This is a genomic window from Novipirellula aureliae, from assembly GCF_007860185.1.
Lineage (GTDB): Bacteria > Planctomycetota > Planctomycetia > Pirellulales > Pirellulaceae > Novipirellula_A > Novipirellula_A aureliae.
This window is the reverse complement of sequence record NZ_SJPY01000001.1, coordinates 850,332-866,755: the sequence shown is the minus strand read 5'-3', so window position 1 is coordinate 866,755 and position 16,424 is coordinate 850,332. Positions and strand designations below refer to the sequence as shown.

Annotated in this window: 11 protein-coding genes and 1 tRNA gene; 8 read left to right on the top strand and 4 right to left on the bottom strand. The window is 52.5% G+C overall.

Features of this window, described 5'->3' with window-relative positions; genetic code table 11:
- Positions 1–55 precede the first annotated feature (55 nt).
- On the top strand, positions 56–4,456 hold the full coding sequence (gene rpoC / locus Q31b_RS03285) for a DNA-directed RNA polymerase subunit beta' (RefSeq protein ID WP_146598201.1): 4,401 nt from the start codon (positions 56–58) through the stop codon (positions 4,454–4,456).
- Positions 4,457–4,970: 514 nt separating this feature from the next.
- Positions 4,971–5,996: a hypothetical protein gene (locus Q31b_RS03280; protein ID WP_146598200.1), complete on the top strand. Its 1,026-nt coding sequence runs from the start codon at positions 4,971–4,973 to the stop codon at positions 5,994–5,996.
- A 188-nt stretch (positions 5,997–6,184) separates the two neighbouring features.
- Here the strand turns inward: Q31b_RS03280 and Q31b_RS03275 are convergent, their stop codons facing one another.
- The 3 genes from Q31b_RS03275 to rplU form a co-directional block, all read right to left on the bottom strand.
- On the bottom strand, positions 6,185–6,895 hold the full coding sequence (locus tag Q31b_RS03275) for an FKBP-type peptidyl-prolyl cis-trans isomerase (RefSeq protein ID WP_449289924.1): 711 nt from the start codon (positions 6,893–6,895) through the stop codon (positions 6,185–6,187).
- 311 nt (positions 6,896–7,206) lie between these two features.
- Positions 7,207–8,238, bottom strand: a complete 1,032-nt coding sequence (locus Q31b_RS03270; RefSeq protein ID WP_146598199.1) for a serine/threonine protein kinase — start codon at positions 8,236–8,238, stop codon at positions 7,207–7,209.
- 49 nt (positions 8,239–8,287) lie between these two features.
- A complete protein-coding gene (gene rplU, locus Q31b_RS03265) occupies positions 8,288–8,596 on the bottom strand; it encodes a 50S ribosomal protein L21 (RefSeq protein ID WP_146598198.1) in 309 nt (102 codons plus the stop codon).
- Positions 8,597–9,046: 450 nt separating this feature from the next.
- Here rplU and Q31b_RS03260 point away from each other — a divergent pair, with 450 nt between their 5' ends.
- From Q31b_RS03260 to Q31b_RS03245, 4 genes are read left to right on the top strand one after another with little or no spacing between them, the layout of a single operon-like run.
- Positions 9,047–11,065 (top strand): sialate O-acetylesterase, encoded by a 2,019-nt coding sequence (locus Q31b_RS03260; protein WP_146598197.1) that lies wholly within the window; start codon positions 9,047–9,049, stop codon positions 11,063–11,065.
- Between the two features lie 41 nt (positions 11,066–11,106).
- Entirely contained in the window at positions 11,107–12,000 is an 894-nt protein-coding gene (locus tag Q31b_RS03255) for an alpha/beta fold hydrolase (RefSeq protein ID WP_146598739.1), read from the top strand.
- Between the two features lie 17 nt (positions 12,001–12,017).
- Positions 12,018–12,929, top strand: coding sequence for a triphosphoribosyl-dephospho-CoA synthase (locus tag Q31b_RS03250; protein ID WP_197170824.1), 912 nt, complete (start codon positions 12,018–12,020; stop codon positions 12,927–12,929).
- A 33-nt stretch (positions 12,930–12,962) separates the two neighbouring features.
- Complete coding sequence (locus Q31b_RS03245; protein WP_146598195.1) at positions 12,963–13,472, top strand: 6-pyruvoyl trahydropterin synthase family protein; 510 nt, start codon at positions 12,963–12,965, stop codon at positions 13,470–13,472.
- A gap of 653 nt (positions 13,473–14,125) precedes the next feature.
- Here the strand turns inward: Q31b_RS03245 and Q31b_RS03240 are convergent.
- A tRNA-Pro gene (locus tag Q31b_RS03240) sits at positions 14,126–14,200 on the bottom strand.
- A gap of 349 nt (positions 14,201–14,549) precedes the next feature.
- Between Q31b_RS03240 and Q31b_RS03235 the strand changes: the two genes are divergently transcribed.
- Positions 14,550–15,800 (top strand): serine hydroxymethyltransferase, encoded by a 1,251-nt coding sequence (locus tag Q31b_RS03235; RefSeq protein ID WP_146598194.1) that lies wholly within the window; start codon positions 14,550–14,552, stop codon positions 15,798–15,800.
- Between the two features lie 36 nt (positions 15,801–15,836).
- Positions 15,837–16,271: a response regulator gene (locus Q31b_RS03230; RefSeq protein WP_146598193.1), complete on the top strand. Its 435-nt coding sequence runs from the start codon at positions 15,837–15,839 to the stop codon at positions 16,269–16,271.
- Positions 16,272–16,424: the final 153 nt, after the last annotated feature.

Sequence of the window (16,424 nt, the reverse complement as noted above, 5' to 3'; positions counted from 1 at the left end):
GACGCACCCATTCAACCCGACACAATTAAAACTTGATTCTTGAAGGTCTATCTCTATGTCGATGAGCGAAACTAGCAACTACGATCGCATTAACGACTACGCATCGGTTCGCATCTCTCTCGCCCGCCCCCAGGACATTAAAAGTTGGTCTTTCGGCGAAGTGAAGAAGCCCGAAACGATCAACTACCGAACCTATCGTCCTGAAAAAGACGGCCTTTTCTGCGAACGGATCTTTGGTCCAGAAAAGGATTGGGAATGTGCTTGCGGCAAGTACCGTGGGATGAAATACAAGGGGATGATTTGCGACCGCTGTGGCGTAAAGGTCACTCACAGTCGTGTTCGCCGTGAACGAATGGGGCACATTGAATTGGCTGCTCCTGTGGTCCACATTTGGTTCTTCAAAGCGATGCCGTCGCGACTCGGGAACCTGTTGGATATGAAAACGAGTTCGCTCGAAAAGGTGATCTATTTCCAAGACTACGTGGTCATCGATCCTGGCCAAACCGAACTCGAAGCTCGTCAACTGTTGACCGAAGAAGAGTACCGTGCCGCACGTATTCAGTATGGCAACGATTCGTTCGAAGCCGACATGGGCGCCGAAGCGGTTCGCAAACTGCTCAACCAACTCGACTTGGTCACGCTGTCCGAGCAGTTGCGAGTTGACTTGGCCGAGACGGGCTCGAAGCAAAAGAAGAAGGATTTGATCAATCGTTTGAAGATTGTCGAATCGATTCGCGACAGTGATAATCGTCCTGAGTGGATGGTGTTGGATGTCGTGCCGGTGATCCCACCGGACCTGCGTCCGCTCGTGTTGCTCGATAGCGGCAACTTTGCGACAAGCGATTTGAATGATTTGTATCGCCGGATCATCAACCGTAATAATCGACTGCGCAAACTCGTCGATTTGAATGCACCGGAAGTCATCATTCGTAACGAGAAGCGAATGCTACAGCAATCGGTGGACGCGTTGTTCGACAACAACCGTTGCAAGCGTCCGGTATTGGGCTCGTCCAATCGACCGCTCAAATCATTGACCGATATGATCAAAGGAAAGCAGGGTCGTTTCCGCGAAAACTTGCTTGGCAAACGAGTCGATTATTCGGCGCGTAGCGTGATTGTGGTTGGCCCCCGACTGAAGCTGCATCAATGCGGATTGCCAAAGAAGATTGCGCTCGAATTGTACCAACCGTTCATCATTCGTCGCTTGAAAGAACTTGGGCATGCCGACACGATCAAATCGGCCAAGAAGATGCTCGAACGAAAAGACGAAGAGGTTTGGGATATTCTCGAGCAAGTGATCACGAATCACCCCGTTCTGCTCAATCGAGCACCCACACTTCACCGCATGGGGATTCAAGCGTTTGAACCGACTTTGGTCGAAGGCAACGCGATTCACTTGCACCCACTGGTTTGCAAAGGTTTCAACGCTGACTTTGACGGTGACCAAATGGCGGTCCACTTGCCGCTTTCGATCGAAGCCCAAGTCGAAGCTCATACGCTGATGATGAGTACCAATAACGTCTTTGCGCCGTCCAATGGTAAGCCGATCATGAGTCCATCACAGGACATCGTGATGGGTTGCTACTACATGACGATGGAAGCGGCGGACCGTAAGGGCGAAGGGATGGTCTTCTCGGGCTATGACGAAGTCGACATGGCAACGGCCCAAGGCATTATTCACGTTCATGCGAAGATCAAGATGCGGTTGCCCAAGTTCCAACGCTTGAAAACCAAAGACGATTCGGGCAAGTATGGCGAGCTGATCGAAACGACGCCTGGACGCGTCCGGTTCAATGAGATGTTACCGACCGGAATGGATTTCTATAATCATGCGATGCGGAGCGGTGACTTGGCTAAAGTCATTAGTGACTGCTACCAACGACTGGGGCGTAAAGCGACCATCAATTTGCTCGATGATATGATGCAAACCGGTTTTCGCGAATCGACCCGTAGCGGTTTGTCGTTCGCAACCGATGACCTTGTCACGCCTGACTCGAAACAGCAGTTCATCAGGGACGCTGAAAAAGAGGTGATGAAGCACAAGAAGGCTTACGATCGTGGATTGATGACGCCGAAAGAAAGGTACAACCAGGTTCTTGACGAATGGACCAAGGCTCGCGAATCGATTACGGTCGATATGATGAAGGCCATGGAAAACGACATTCGTGAGGGCGGATGGTATGTGAACCCGGTATTCCTGATGTCGCACTCCGGTGCTCGTGGTGGTATCGAGCAAATTCGCCAATTGGCGGGGATGCGTGGTTTGATGGCCAAGCCGACCGGTGAGATTATCGAAACGCCGATCAAGGCGAACTTCCGCGAAGGCTTGTCCGTTCTCGAATACTTCAGTTCGACCCACGGTGCTCGTAAGGGCTTGGCCGATACGGCTCTGAAAACGGCCGATAGTGGTTACTTGACTCGTAAACTTGCGGACGTCGCTCAAAACGTCGTTATCACGATGGACGATTGCGGGACCACTCAAGGGATTACCAAGGGAGTCGTTTACCGGGGTGAAAAGGTCGAAGTCAGTTTGGTCGATTCGATCAACGGACGAATCAGCCGTCAATCGATCGTCAATCCGGTAACGGACGAAGTGATCATCGCCGAAAACGAAATGATCACGCCTGAGATCGCTCGCAAGATCGAAGCGATGGGCTTGGAAAAGATCCAGGTTCGTACACCGATGACATGCGATGCACCGCTCGGTGTGTGCCGACGATGTTACGGCATGGATATGTCGACGGGATCGATGGTCGAAGAAGGCATGGCGGTCGGTATCATCGCTGCTCAAAGTATCGGTGAGCCGGGGACTCAGCTTACGATGCGTACGTTCCACATCGGTGGTAGCGTTAGTAAGCAAATGGAAGAGTCGGATATCAAGAGCAAGCGTAACGGTATTGCTCGGTTCACTCGGATGCGGGCGGTTCGTAACACCGAAGGCCGCAACATCGTGCTGACGCGAAACGGCGAAATCTCCCTCGTCGATGAACGTGGCCGTGAAATCGAAAGCTACCCGGTGCCTGCCGGTGCGGCGCTGATGGTCGAAGAGGATGACAAGGTTGTCGAAGGTCAAGTGCTGTGCGAGTGGAACCCCTACTCGATCCCGATTTTGTCCGAAGTCGAAGGAAAGGTTCGCTTCGAGGACGTTGTCGAAGGCGAAACGATGCGTGAAGAACGCGAAACCAGCGGTAACATCCGTATGGTGATCGTCGACCACAAAGGTGATTTGCACCCGCAAATCGTCGTGGAAGATGCCGAAGGCAAAGCACTTGATGTCCAGTACTTGCCGGAACGAGCGACGATCATGGCCAGAGAAGGGACCCCTATCAAACCGGGGATGGTGCTGGCCGAAATGCCACGCGAAACCGGTGGCGTCTCGGACATTACCGGCGGTTTGCCTCGAGTGACCGAAATCTTCGAAGCACGCAAGCCAAAAGATCCTGCGGTGATCTCGGAAATCGATGGCGAAGTCGAAATCCTCGCTGAGAAAAAACGAGGCAAGCGGACGATCGTCGTGCGAAGCGAATCGGGCATCGAACGCGAACACCTCGTGCCCCACGGTAAACACTTTCAAGTTCACTCCGGCGATATCGTTAGGGCAGGCCAAGCATTGGTTGACGGACCACTCGTCCCCCACGATATTTTGCGGGTTTCAGGGGAAGAAGCGGTCCAGCAGTATCTGTTGCATGAAATCCAACAGGTCTACCAATCGCAACGGGTTGAGATCAACGATAAGCACTGCGAGATCATCATCGCTCGAATGCTTCGTAAGGTCAAAATCGAAAACCCTGGTGATACAAACCTGTTGCCTGGATTGGTCATGGATCGATTCCAGTTCCGCAAGGCAAACCAGGATTTGGCCAAGTGTCTGAAAATCTCCAACCCTGGTGATAGTGAACTCTCCGAAGGAACGATCATTCCGAAGGAAACGCTGCAGCAGACCAATGCAGAAATTGAAGCGATGGGCGGAACGCCAGCGAAAGGCAAGAAACCCAAGTTTGCGACTGCCAGTACTCAGCTTCTCGGAATTACCAAGGCTGCGGTTCAGTCGAACAGTTTCATCAGTGCGGCATCGTTCCAAGAAACAACCAAGGTGTTGACCGAAGCTGCGTTGGCAGGCAAAGTCGACAAGTTGGTCGGGTTGAAGGAAAACGTGATTCTTGGGCACTTGATTCCTGCTGGTACCGGCTTCCGAATCTTCCAAGAAGGCGAAGTCAACTACCGCCGCGAAGCACTCGAAGCTTTGTCGGAAGCTCCTGCCGCATCACTCGAAGATAGCTACCCGTTACTCAACGCAGCGGACGATGGCACGAAGCAGGCCGAGCCTGCAGCACGTGCGGAAATGGACCCGTCGATTCTGAAAGCTGGACTGGAGGAAGCGGCCAGTGACGAGGCATCGAACACAGGCAGCAGCGAGGCTCTCGACGAGATGTTCGGCTCCGGCGGACAAGATTGATGATCTTGAATCATCCCCACAAGCTCTTGCGGCCAAAACCGCAGGAGCTTTTTTTTTGCCCCGTCAGAAGAATCTGTGGGTGAATTTCTGAGGTCCTGTCGCTCGATGGTAAGGCCTGCCAGCCCGGAATATTCATGTGATGAGTCGTCATTTGCTAACCCGTTAGAGCCAAAACAGCTAACGAATAATCTGGGCCAATGCTTTGTCACCGCTTGGTTTTAGGCTTGGTAAAAGAGTGGCTGGGACATCTTTCCCCAATATGCTGCGGCTGGAAGCAACAGCCACGAAAGATTCTTACCTTGTTTCTTCGTTGTCGCAAAGCACTCGTTTACGAAAGGCAGGGCTTCGTTTCTTGCACGGCTCGCTCTTCTGCAAAATAAAAAATTGGGTGTTTCCTAGCAACATGTGCAGGCTAGGTTGCGAGAATAGCACTTATCCGGTAGTCGACGTTTCGTTCGTCGACATGCGGATAGCCGTTTCGGACAAATACACAATTGCAAGAGAGCCAAATATCGTGGCACATGATAAAACGATTCAAGCGCTTGTGGTCGACTTCGATCAAAGCTATCCCTTGTTGCGATCGATTGCCGCAGCCTACACGATTTCGCAAAGCATGAGTCAAATATGGCGACCGTCGGATGTGTATTACATCCCGCTACCGGGAGCAACGGGTTCGCCGGGAACATGGGAAGCAACCATCCCCAACCCGCAAGTATTGAAAACGGCAATTGACCATCAAACGCTGGAAAGAGTAAATCACTTTATCCGAGCATCTTTTCAAGGCTCAGTGGCGTTGCAGAGGCACTTGGAAGACAAGATAAAGATTCGCGACAAATGTTTGGATAACATTAAAACGCGAATGGCGGAATTCAATCAAATCAATGCGAATACGCTTTCTGGGCTCGATAGCTCAATCAAGCTGCTAAAAGCCGGTCGTTTTGTCAATAACATTGCATTGATCACCTCTGGTGCGGTTGGTGCGGCCTTGTTAAAAGGCGGCGCTACTTGGACCGCTGCCGAAGCTGCTGCTTGGGTTGGCGGCGGCGGCGTTGGTGTGGCAGGAGTCCCGCTGCTAAAAAGCCTCGGTGTTGGACTGGCAAAAAATTGGGAAGCGTCGAGGAATACCGGAGCCACGATGGTTGCGTTTGAAACAGGCAAGGTGGCTACCAGTAGTACAATGGATTACGGTTCCGATAAGCTGATCGAAAAACAATTCAAAGTGAAAGGTGATGGGGGCAATAAAGTCGAAGCAACACGCGCGGCGATGCAACAGGTTCGCCAAGAATTGAAGCGGAAAAAGGACAGAAGAATCGGCGGTCAAAGCACGAAAGGGAAAGCGGCCAGGCAACGAAAGATTGCTGCGAAGTCCGCCGAAGTCAGAAAGGCGGAAGCTGCTCACAAAGCCGCTAGCGCGGAAGCCTCTGCGGCAGCAAGGAAAACGAGATGGGTCTCTGGATTTGGCAAAGTAGTCAAAACCACGGCATCCACTCTGTTTGTGTGCTGGGATCTTTACGATGCGTTTGTCGAGCTTGGCGAATAACACCACGACGAGTTCCTGCTATCCTAAGATCGCGTGCAACCCTCAGCTCGATTGAGCGTCGCGACGAAGACTTGCATCTTTACCGAGTGCCGTCGTTCAGCGAAATCGACACACTGACGATAGCAGGTGCCGTTTCGCTGTTTCGTGGTCTTGGCGACTACCAGCTGCGGATAGGAACCGAGGCAACCTTACTCGATACCAAGCAGTTCGACTTCGAAGGTTAAAACTTCGTTAGGGCCGATCGCACCTTGGCTGCCACGTTCGCCATAGGCCAATTCCGATGGGATGTAGAGCATCCACTTGCTGCCGACCTTCATCTTTTGAAGTGCCATGGTCCAGCCCTTGATAACTCCGTCGACACGGAACTGAGCCGGTTGGCCTCGGGCAACGCTACTGTCAAACGTTGTGCCGTCGGTTAGTTTGCCGGTGTAGTGAACTTTGACGGTATCGGAAGCGCTCGGCGATGGGCCGTCACCTTCTACAAGTACCTTGTACTGCAAGCCACCTGCAAGTTTTTCGACGCCTTCCTTCTTGGCGTTTTCCTCAAGCCATTTTTCGCCCTTTTCTTTATTCTGCTGCATCATTTCGAGTTGCCGTTTTGTCAGCAGTGCTTCGATTTTCTCTTGGACGCCCTTCAATTGTTCGTCGCTCATTGCCGGCTCGTTTGCGGCGATTCCGTCCTTTGCCCCGGCAATCAACGCTTGCAGGTCGATATCTTCAGTTTGAAAGCCTTGTGCGCCCATCTGTTGTCCGATCGAAACGCCCAAAAAGTAGCCGATCTCTTCGGCATCGGTTTTGTATTTCGATTCTGTAGCGTCCTGTCCCATTACGGTTCCCGTCATAAAGGTGGAGGTGACGAGAGCGAACCCGCCGAAAAGTAAAGTGATCGTTCGATTCATTGTTTAGTCCTGTTTGGTTTGGACGCTGTCAATCGTGAGGGAGCGTTTTCAGGTTGGTAAAAAGGTGGGCGTGGTCCGAAGGGCTTGATTATAGCCGCAAAGGCGTGGTTGAAACTAGTGGTGCGAAGAGCTCTGCCGTAAAGCGTCAAAAGAGATAACTTCCGCAATAGATACCTGACGGGTTACCGGTCGTTGTATTGATTGCTATCGGTCGGATCTCCAGAAGCGATTCTGCTTGTGATTCGCTGATGGTTCAATCGCAATTTCATGCCTTTGGAGGCAAAGTCTTGGCGACCTCCGTTACGAGAGCTTTACTTCGGTGAGAGCAAGATCGCGGCGAGCACGATCCCGCACACGAGCACGCCGACAGCGGCTAGGCGACCCCAGCTAATCGACGGGCCAATTCGCCCTTCGAGTCGATCGAGAATTTGTTGCTGGAGAATTTGACGCCCTTTTTCTGTTAACGCGTCGGCGCCAACGTCGTTCGCTTCAAGGGCTTGGTCTAATTCTGCCTCGAGGCCATATCGCTCGCCGAGTTGCAGCATGACTCCTTGAACAGCTCGCGCGTTGAACGGTCGATCTTCGGGGTTTTTCTCGAGCAGTTTGTCGATGATTTCATCGAGTTCGGTAGGGCAGTTTGGCACAAGCTCGCGAATGTGTTGGGGGCGAGTACGCAGGTGTTGCTCGAAAAGCTGAGCAAAATTCTCGCCCATAAATGTTTTTCGCCCCGAAAGCATTTCAAACAGGCAGCAACCCAAAGCGTAGAGGTCGGTCTTTCCCGAAATCAACGCGTCGCCAGTGATTTGCTCGGGCGACATGTAGGCGTGAGTCCCGACGGTCAAGCCGGTTGCGGTCAAATCGCTGTTGGTCAAATCGCGGGCGATACCGAAGTCGCCTAGCTTGACGACCGCTGATTTGGTGAGAAATAGATTTCCTGGCTTCAAATCGCGATGGATCACGCCGTGGTTGTGAGCGCACTGGAGCGCTGAACAGATTTGACGCGCGACATCAACAACGACTTGCCAATCCAGGTGACCATTGGCTTCGATCATCTCTTTGATCGTACCGCCTTCGATCTTTTCCATGACATAGTAAAGCAGCCCGTCTTCGGCTTCGCCCCCGCCGTAGTAGGCGATGATGTTTGGGTGGCGAAGGCGTTCTAGGATCGTCATTTCACGGCGAAAACGCGCCCGAATCAATTTGTCCGAGCTCACGCCAGGGTGCAGCTTTTTGATCGCAACGCTGTGTTGGGTCTCTTTTTCAATCCCCTCGTAGATCGTTCCAACCGTTCCAACGCCAAGAATCCCACCAAGATCGTAATCCGTGATTTTTGACGATGGCACGTGTAAACCTATGGGGCAAACCTATGGGGCAAACCGACGAAGGGCAAGCCTATGCGATGCTTTCGATTTTCACACGAGTGTGAATTTGGCGATGGCCGGTGCGGCGTTTGCTATGCTTGCGGCGACGGAATTTTTGGACGTAAATCTTTTTGTCCTGCTTCGCGCCAATGACCGATGCGGTCACTGTGGCGCCTTCTAAGGTGGGCGATCCCAGCTTTAGCCCTTCGCTACCACTAACGGCCAAAACCTTGTCAAACGTGATTTGGTCGCCTTGTGATAGGTCGCGAAAGTCGATATCGACCTCCATGCCAGGTTCAACGCGGTATTGGCGGCCACCATCAACAACGATAGCGTACATAGTCTATTATCTCTTACAAGGTTCTGTTGGGCAATGTTCGAAAAGGGGTCTGATCCCTCTCCTGGCAAGCCGAAAACGATTACAAAAAGCGATTGTTACAAAAAGCGATTGTCCTCCAAAGGGTCAGGCCCCTTTTCGGACACAGCCCCGCGGGCGGATATTTCGAGCGGCACAGTTTACAGGGCCAATCGGATGGCGTACAGACCTTCTTTAAGAATTAGTGCCCCAAAAAACAGGATTATTCAATCGGACCGCTGCCGGACCGCTGCGGATTTTCTGCCCGCCCCTTTTTCGTGGCTAGGAGTCCCCTGAGGGATGAATCCATTGTTGCAAACAATCCATCGGATTTGATCGTTTCCTACTCCGCAACCGGTGTGTAGAATTGTAGGTGATCGAGCTGCTGCGGTTTTTCCCACCTTTCTGTATTCCCTCCTGAGCAAATTTGTTTAGATGAACAAAATCCCTCCTGTGTTGCCTCGTCTATTATTGCCTCGTCTATTTACACAGATATTTACACAAAGCTTCCTCGTGTTCGCGGCATGGGTTGGCTCAGGGGGGGGCCTAACGACCGCTGCTCAGGAGACTCCGCTACTGCACCCGCTTTTCAGCGACCATTTGGTTCTGCAGCGCGGCGAGGAAATTCCGGTATGGGGGTGGGGGGTTCCAGGTCAACAGGTTCTCGTCACCTTGCAAGACAAGACTGCCGAAGCGACTGTCGAAAAAAACGGGCGTTGGCAAACCAAGTTGCCTGCCTTCACGGCAGGCGGTCCGTTCGAATTGACCGCAAAGGTGAAGGGTGGTGACCAACAGGGGGTTCAAACGATTCAGGATGTTCTGATTGGCGACGTTTGGATTTGTTCCGGCCAATCGAATATGGAGAGGCCGCTGTCAGCCGCGAAGAATAGCGACGCAGAAATCTCGGCTGCCAACTATCCCAACATCCGCTTGTTCACTGTGCCTAGGCAGATTTCCGAAGTGCCCGTTGATTCGCTCGAAGGTCGCTGGGAGGTATGCACGTCGCAATTTGCAAAGTCATTCAGTGCGGTGGGCTACTTTTTTGGTCGGGATCTGCACCGAGAGCTCAATGTTCCGATCGGCTTGATCGATGCGTCTTGGGGCGGAACGGTTGCGGAAGCATGGACCAGTGCAGAGGCGTTAGAGTCGTTGGAGGATTTTCGTCCTAAGCTCAATGCATTGAAGAGGTTGAGAGAGTCGCGATCTGAAAACCCGTTGGATCAACGGACGGCCATGGCACGATGGTGGCGAGAAAATGATCTCGGTACGCGTGAAAAATGGCAACGAAGAGTCCTGACGCCTTCTGTAGAGGACCCGTGGAAATCGATCGATTTACCCAAGCGATGGGACCAGCACGACTTAGCTGGTTTTGATGGTGTGGTTTGGTTTCGCAAGGAATTTGAGCTGCCAAATGCGAGCGATTCGATTCAGGCGGAACTTCGGCTTGGTCCCATTGACGATCGCGAAACGACTTGGATTAACGGGAAGAAAATAGGGCAAACCGATCGTTTCAACATCGACCGTCAATACTCGATCAAGCCAGGTGTGCTTAGAGCGGGAAAGAATGTGATTGCCATTCGAGTCCTTGATACGGGCGGGGCCGGTGGTTTTTTCGGCCAACCGAACCAGATGCAGATCAAGTTCGACGATGCAACGAGTCTTCCGCTAAAGGGATCATGGAGTTACAAAATTAGCGTGCCCTTATCTAAGATGTCGCTCCGCCCCGACCCGCCGGTGGAAAATCCCAACCGGGTGACGGTTCTTTACAACGGAATGATTGCACCGCTTGAGCCCTACGCCATCAAAGGGGCGATTTGGTATCAAGGCGAATCGAACGCTGGACGCGCGATGCAGTACCGAGAATTACTACCGACGATGATTAAGGATTGGCGAGATCGTTTTGGTGTTGGTGATTTCCCCTTCCTAATCGTCCAATTGGCGAATTACATGGCACCTCAACAACAACCGGTGGAACCAGGTTGGGCCGAACTGCGTGAGGCCCAATCGATGACCGCAGCGAAAGATGAAAGGACGGGCTTGGCGGTGGCCATCGATATCGGCGATGCCAACGATATTCATCCTCGCAATAAACAAGAGGTGGGGCGGCGATTGATGTTGTCAGCCCTTAAGATCGCGTATGGCCGTGACGTTGTTGCGAGTGGGCCAAAATTCGAGTCGGTCGAGTACAAATCGGAAAAGGCAATCATTAAGTTTTCGAGCATCGGCAGTGGTTTAAAGGCCAAGGAGGGCAAGCTAAAAGGGTTCGCAATCGCTGGATCCGACAAAACGTTTGTCTGGGCCGATGCCGTCATTGATGGCGATCAAGTCATCGTGTCGTCGCCCGCTGTTTCCGCCCCAGTAGCCGTTCGCTATGGATGGGCGAACAACCCGATCGCGACACTAGTCAACGAAGAGGGCCTGCCTGCGATCCCGTTCCGTAGCGATGTTGATTAGGGCACCTTTCCGACGACGGCAAAATGGATAACACTTTGGCGATGAACTCGATTGCTGAAGACCTCCTGCCGTACGCCTCAAACGACTTGGCTGTCGGTCCGCACACGCTTAGGTACCTCGACGAAGGGGATGCGAACGCCGCTTCGGTGCTGCTATGCGTGCACGGAAATCCAACCTGGAGTTTCTATTGGCGACGGATCATTGAGCGTTTTTCGCATTCTCACCGAGTGATCGCAGTCGACCATTTGGGCTGTGGTCGTAGCGAGAAACCGCCTCGAGGCGATGAGACGTCAAAGGGCGAATTTCGATATCGACTCGCCGATCATCGTGACAATCTCGTTCGCCTGATCGACACGCTCGATCTGCAAAACATCACCTTGGTTGCCCATGATTGGGGCGGAGCGATCGGGTTGACGTCGGTGCTGCAGAGGCGTGATCGCTTGGCTCGGATCGTCCTTCTCAATACCGGTGCGTTTCCGCCGCCCTATATCCCATGGCGGATATCGGCTTGCCGTTGGCCATGGGTTGGGACGGCTGCGGTTCGCGGGCTGAATGCTTTTGCTAAAGCGGCCGTCACAATGGCGATGTCGCGGCAAAAACTATCGCCGCAGGCTGCGGCGGGCTTGTTGGCGCCCTACGACAATTGGAAAAATCGAGTCGCGATTGACGCATTTGTTCGCGATATTCCGAAGCGTAAATCACATCCGACTTACGAAACGCTCGCCAAGCTAGAAGCCGATTTGCCATCGCTCGCCGACATCCCTTCTCTGTTGGTTTGGGGGATGAAGGATTGGTGTTTCCGTCCCGAGTGCTTGCGCCGGTTCGAAACCGCTTGGCCCGCTGCAAAAACCGTCGAAATAGCGGATGCAGGTCACTATGTGATAGAGGATGCACCGGAGCAAACACTTTCGGTCATCGAGTCCTTCTTGTCGTGACAGCGCCAAGAATATCGTTGAACGAGATTCTTCCTGATGTTGGCTGCGTTGCCGATGCGGTTCGCTGGGCTTGCGTGTTGGAGGTCACGGCTCCGAAAGCGGGCAATGTTTATCCGGGAAGGTCCTTTGCGGATTTAACTTTCCAAGATTTTATCAATGCGGCAGAGGTCGCGGCCCATTGCTTCGCAAACCCCGAAGGTCGGTTCAGCGAAAAGGTTCTGCAGGCCGTCGAGCAAACTCGCCAGATTGCGGGCACGAACGTCAACCTCGGTATCACGCTACTGCTCGGCCCGCTTTCGCATGTCGCCCATCAACATGCCACAACGCACGAACCGCTTAACGATCCGCCTAACGATGGGCCGCAAAATAACCGGCAAATGTTTTCGATCATTGATTGGCAAAAAGAAATTGCGGTACTGTTGCGCAGCCAAGATGGTGAGGATGCCAAACGCATTTTCGCAGCCATTCGTTTGGCCCAGCCTTCCGGTTTGGGGACGGCCGAATCGATGGATGTTCGTAGCGAGACGATGCGATCGTTGGACTTGATCGCTGCAATGAGGGCGGCGCAAAACCGCGATGCAGTCGCGCGGCAATATGCTACGGATTTCGCTCACTTGCTCGTTCGTGTTGTTCCCATTTTGAAGAACACGATCGAGTCGGTTGGTGATCTGCTCTCTGGAATCACCGCAGCACAAATTGAGTTGTTGAAGCGAGAGCCTGACACCTTGATCGCTCGTAAGTTGGGGGACGCTGCAGCACGAAACGTGCAATCGCGGGCTAGACAACTTGATACGCTTTCAACAAAAACGTGGCAAACATTCGATCGCTATCTGCGAAGTGATGCGAATCGCCTAAACCCAGGTGCGACGGCCGACTTGATCGCTGCGGCACTCTTCGTTTTACTGATCGAATCCGCCAGCAATCCGTAGCAATGCATACCCCAACAACGCGAGTACTAGCAAATGTCAGAGTCCAGTTATCGAGTCGAAGTTGCGAAAGAACAATTCGTTTTTTCGGCGGCTCATTTCATTACCTTCGCCGGCGATATCTGTGAGCGACTTCACGGCCACAATTACGGTGTCCGGGCAGCGGTCGAAGGAAAACTTGATGAGAACCGCTACGTCGTCGACTTTATCGCACTACGCGATGCCGTGCTAAAGGAAACGCAGGCCCTTGATCATCATGTGCTGCTTCCCGAGCATCACGCCGAAATCAAGGTCACCGCCGATGACCAGGAGACGACGGCGATGTTTCGGGAGCGTCGCTGGGTGTTTCCAAACGATGATTGCATCATCCTACCTGTCATCAACACGACTGCCGAAGAAATTGCCGGTGTCATCGCGGACCGAGTCGTTGAGCAGATGGGTGATTCGCTCGGTAGTGCTATGACGCTGCTTGAAATCGGAGTGGATGAAAATTACGGACAATGGGGCATCTGCCGGAAATCACTCGTCGCCAACCCCTCGTCGTGAAAGTCGGCAAGACAATCCGGATGTTGCGACACAAACGACAAAAGTCGCCGTTTAGCTAGCATTTTCCGGGATTTCTAGTCAACCAACTGCGTGTGTCTGTCAGTTAGGGACAGCGACGGTCTTACTCAGTTAGGGACAGAGCATGAATCTGGTGGGGACTCAGTTAGGGACAGAGCATGAATCTGGTGGATTTGCCTTTTCCCTAACTGATCATTGTGGTAGGCGATCGGTGTTCCACCGTCTGCTGATGAAGGTGGCGGGTTGGAACATTCAGCGCGCTGCGAGCAGCAAAAAGTTAATGGAACGGCTTGCGGCGTTCTTTTTTGCCTTTTTACGACGGCTGCAATTGATAGCAAAGAGAGATACCGTTTGCTATCAAAGGAATTTGCGATTGCTAGCAATTTGTTAGTATCTGCTACGAGCAATTCGTCAAGCCAAGCCGCTGAATAATGCTAGCTTCAAAGCGACTTTTGTCGTCTGTGTCGGGCTGATCTGTCCCTAACTGATCATGCGGGCTGATCGGACTTTTGACGAGGCATTTAACCCCTCCATTTCGATTCTTGATATAGAAATATCAAGAATGGTTATTGAAGTGGGTCGCACGGCGCACTGCCGGTTACTCTAAAGTGAGTATCAACCATTACTTAGACAAATCGGGCCGACTGGATTCGAACCAGCGATCTCCACACCCCCAGTGTGGCGCGATAACCAGGCTTCGCTACGGCCCGTGATTTTTTCGGTGGCGACGAATTTCACGGTAGCCTCTAATCCTAAAGGAATTTCTGCAAACTCGCTAGGGCCGATTATTCATATAGAATCGTTTGCTTTTCGTCTAGGCATGTGGTGTCGACCCAGGCATCACTTCGTCCATTCTGCAGAAATACCGATTGCCACGGATACCATCCCCTGACCAGCAGCAGAGGGAGTTGGGATCGGTGACATTGACGTTTCCCTACTTCCCGCCGACAATGGGAAACCAAAAGCGATTGTTGGGCAGCGATTGTTGGGCAGTGGATACGATTGCCCCCATTTCAAACCTCACTAAAAAAACCTTTAAAATACCGGGCAAGTCGATTTATGAGTTTTTTGCAAACACAAGATCCTGAAATTTGGGATGCCATCGAAGCGGAAGCCACGCGTCAGCAGGACGGACTCGAAATGATCGCCAGCGAGAACTACACGTCTCCAGCGATCATGCAAGCTACCGGAAGCGTGCTGACCAATAAATATGCGGAAGGTTATCCAGGACGCCGCTATTATGGCGGATGCGAGCATGTTGATGTGGTCGAGACTTTGGCAATCGAGCGTGCCAAGGCGTTGTTTGGAGCCGAAGCGGCAAACGTGCAGCCGCATAGTGGTTCCCAGGCCAATGCGGCGGTTTACATGGCGTGCCTCGAAGTCGGCGATACCGTGCTCGGGTTGGATCTGGCCCAAGGTGGCCACTTGACCCACGGCATGAAGCTAAACATGAGTGGCCGGCTCTACGACTTTCATCATTATGGGGTCGACCCCAAGACACATCGACTTGATTTCGACCAGATTGCGAAATTGGCACGAGAGCAGAAACCGAAATTAATCGTTGCTGGTGCGAGTGCTTATCCGCGTGAAATTCCACACGCGCGGTTTGCTGAAATCGCGGAAGAGGTCGGTGCCAAATTGCTCGTCGATATGGCTCATTATGCCGGACTGGTTGCAGCGGGTCAGCACAACAGCCCGGTGCCGTATGCCGATTATGTCACCACCACGACTCATAAAACGCTGCGTGGCCCCCGAAGTGGGTTGATACTTTGCAAGAACGAGCATTTGAAGTTGGTCAATCGCAATGTATTCCCAGGCAATCAGGGCGGTCCTCTGATGCATGTGATTGCTGGGAAAGCGGTTTGTTTTGCCGAGGCGATGACCGATGACTTCAAGGCTTATGGGAAAGCAGTCGTCGAAAATGCAAAATGTTTGGCCGACACGTTGATGACAGCCGGGCTGCCGCTCGTTAGTGGCGGAACCGACAATCACTTGATGCTTGTCGATGTGACGGCGGTCGACCTTGGCGGTAAGAGGGCGGAAGCGGTTCTCGGCCAGTGCGGTATCACGGTCAATATGAACATGATTCCGTTCGACACTCGCAAGCCAATGGATCCATCGGGTATTCGTATCGGTACACCTGCCTTGACAACGCGAGGGATGGGAGTCGATGAAATGAAGCGAGTTGGGAATTGGATTTACGAGGGACTATCGAAACCAGATGACAAGTCGCTGCATGAATCGATTCACAATGAGATTCGCGAGATGTGCAAGAGTTTCCCCGTCCCTGCCGAACGAGAATTGGTCTAAGCCGGTCCTTCTTTTTTCCCTTCGAAGCCTACTAATATGAACCGCATCCTGATTGCTGATGACAATGTCGCCAATCGAGAATTACTTGAAGCTTATCTTGCCAATGTCGACTGCGAAATAGAGACGTCGGTGGATGGTCAAGACACACTCGATAAGGCGGAGACGTTTAAGCCGGATTTGATTTTGCTTGACGTGATGATGCCGAAGTTAAGCGGTTTCGAAGTTTGTAAAAAGATCAAGGAAGACTCGAATGGCCGACGGGTGATGATTTTGATGGTCACCGCGTTAAACGAACTTGGGGATGTCGACCGAGCGGTTGCCGCAGGAACCGATGACTTCATGAGCAAACCGGTCAACAAGGTCGAACTCCTTAAGCGTGTTGAAAACATGCTCAAATGGAAAGACATGACCGACGAAAACGAGCGGCTAAGACGCTACATCCAAGAGATGGAAGACCAGTCGGGCCGGTAGCGGTACGCACCACGTTAAGCCAAATGCCTTAGCCTTGCCCCTCCCGGCGAAGCTGGCAGGGTCGGAAAGCGAGCCTCCAGCGAGCTCTTCGGGGAGAGCCTTCGATGTGGAGCAATACGTTCGAAACAGTGTGGGGCCCCTCCCCGAACATCG

What these genes read in the sequence shown, in the direction of transcription:
- rpoC (WP_146598201.1), top strand. Translation starts at nt 56, where the DNA reads ATGTCGATGAGCGAAACTAGCAACTACGATCGCATTAACGACTACGCA.
- Q31b_RS03275 (WP_449289924.1), bottom strand. Translation starts at nt 6,895, where the DNA reads ATGAATCGAACGATCACTTTACTTTTCGGCGGGTTCGCTCTCGTCACC.
- rplU (WP_146598198.1), bottom strand. Translation starts at nt 8,596, where the DNA reads ATGTACGCTATCGTTGTTGATGGTGGCCGCCAATACCGCGTTGAACCT.
- Q31b_RS03260 (WP_146598197.1), top strand. Translation starts at nt 9,047, where the DNA reads ATGAACAAAATCCCTCCTGTGTTGCCTCGTCTATTATTGCCTCGTCTA.
- Q31b_RS03255 (WP_146598739.1), top strand. Translation starts at nt 11,107, where the DNA reads ATGAACTCGATTGCTGAAGACCTCCTGCCGTACGCCTCAAACGACTTG.
- Q31b_RS03245 (WP_146598195.1), top strand. Translation starts at nt 12,963, where the DNA reads ATGTCAGAGTCCAGTTATCGAGTCGAAGTTGCGAAAGAACAATTCGTT.
- Q31b_RS03235 (WP_146598194.1), top strand. Translation starts at nt 14,550, where the DNA reads ATGAGTTTTTTGCAAACACAAGATCCTGAAATTTGGGATGCCATCGAA.
- Q31b_RS03230 (WP_146598193.1), top strand. Translation starts at nt 15,837, where the DNA reads ATGAACCGCATCCTGATTGCTGATGACAATGTCGCCAATCGAGAATTA.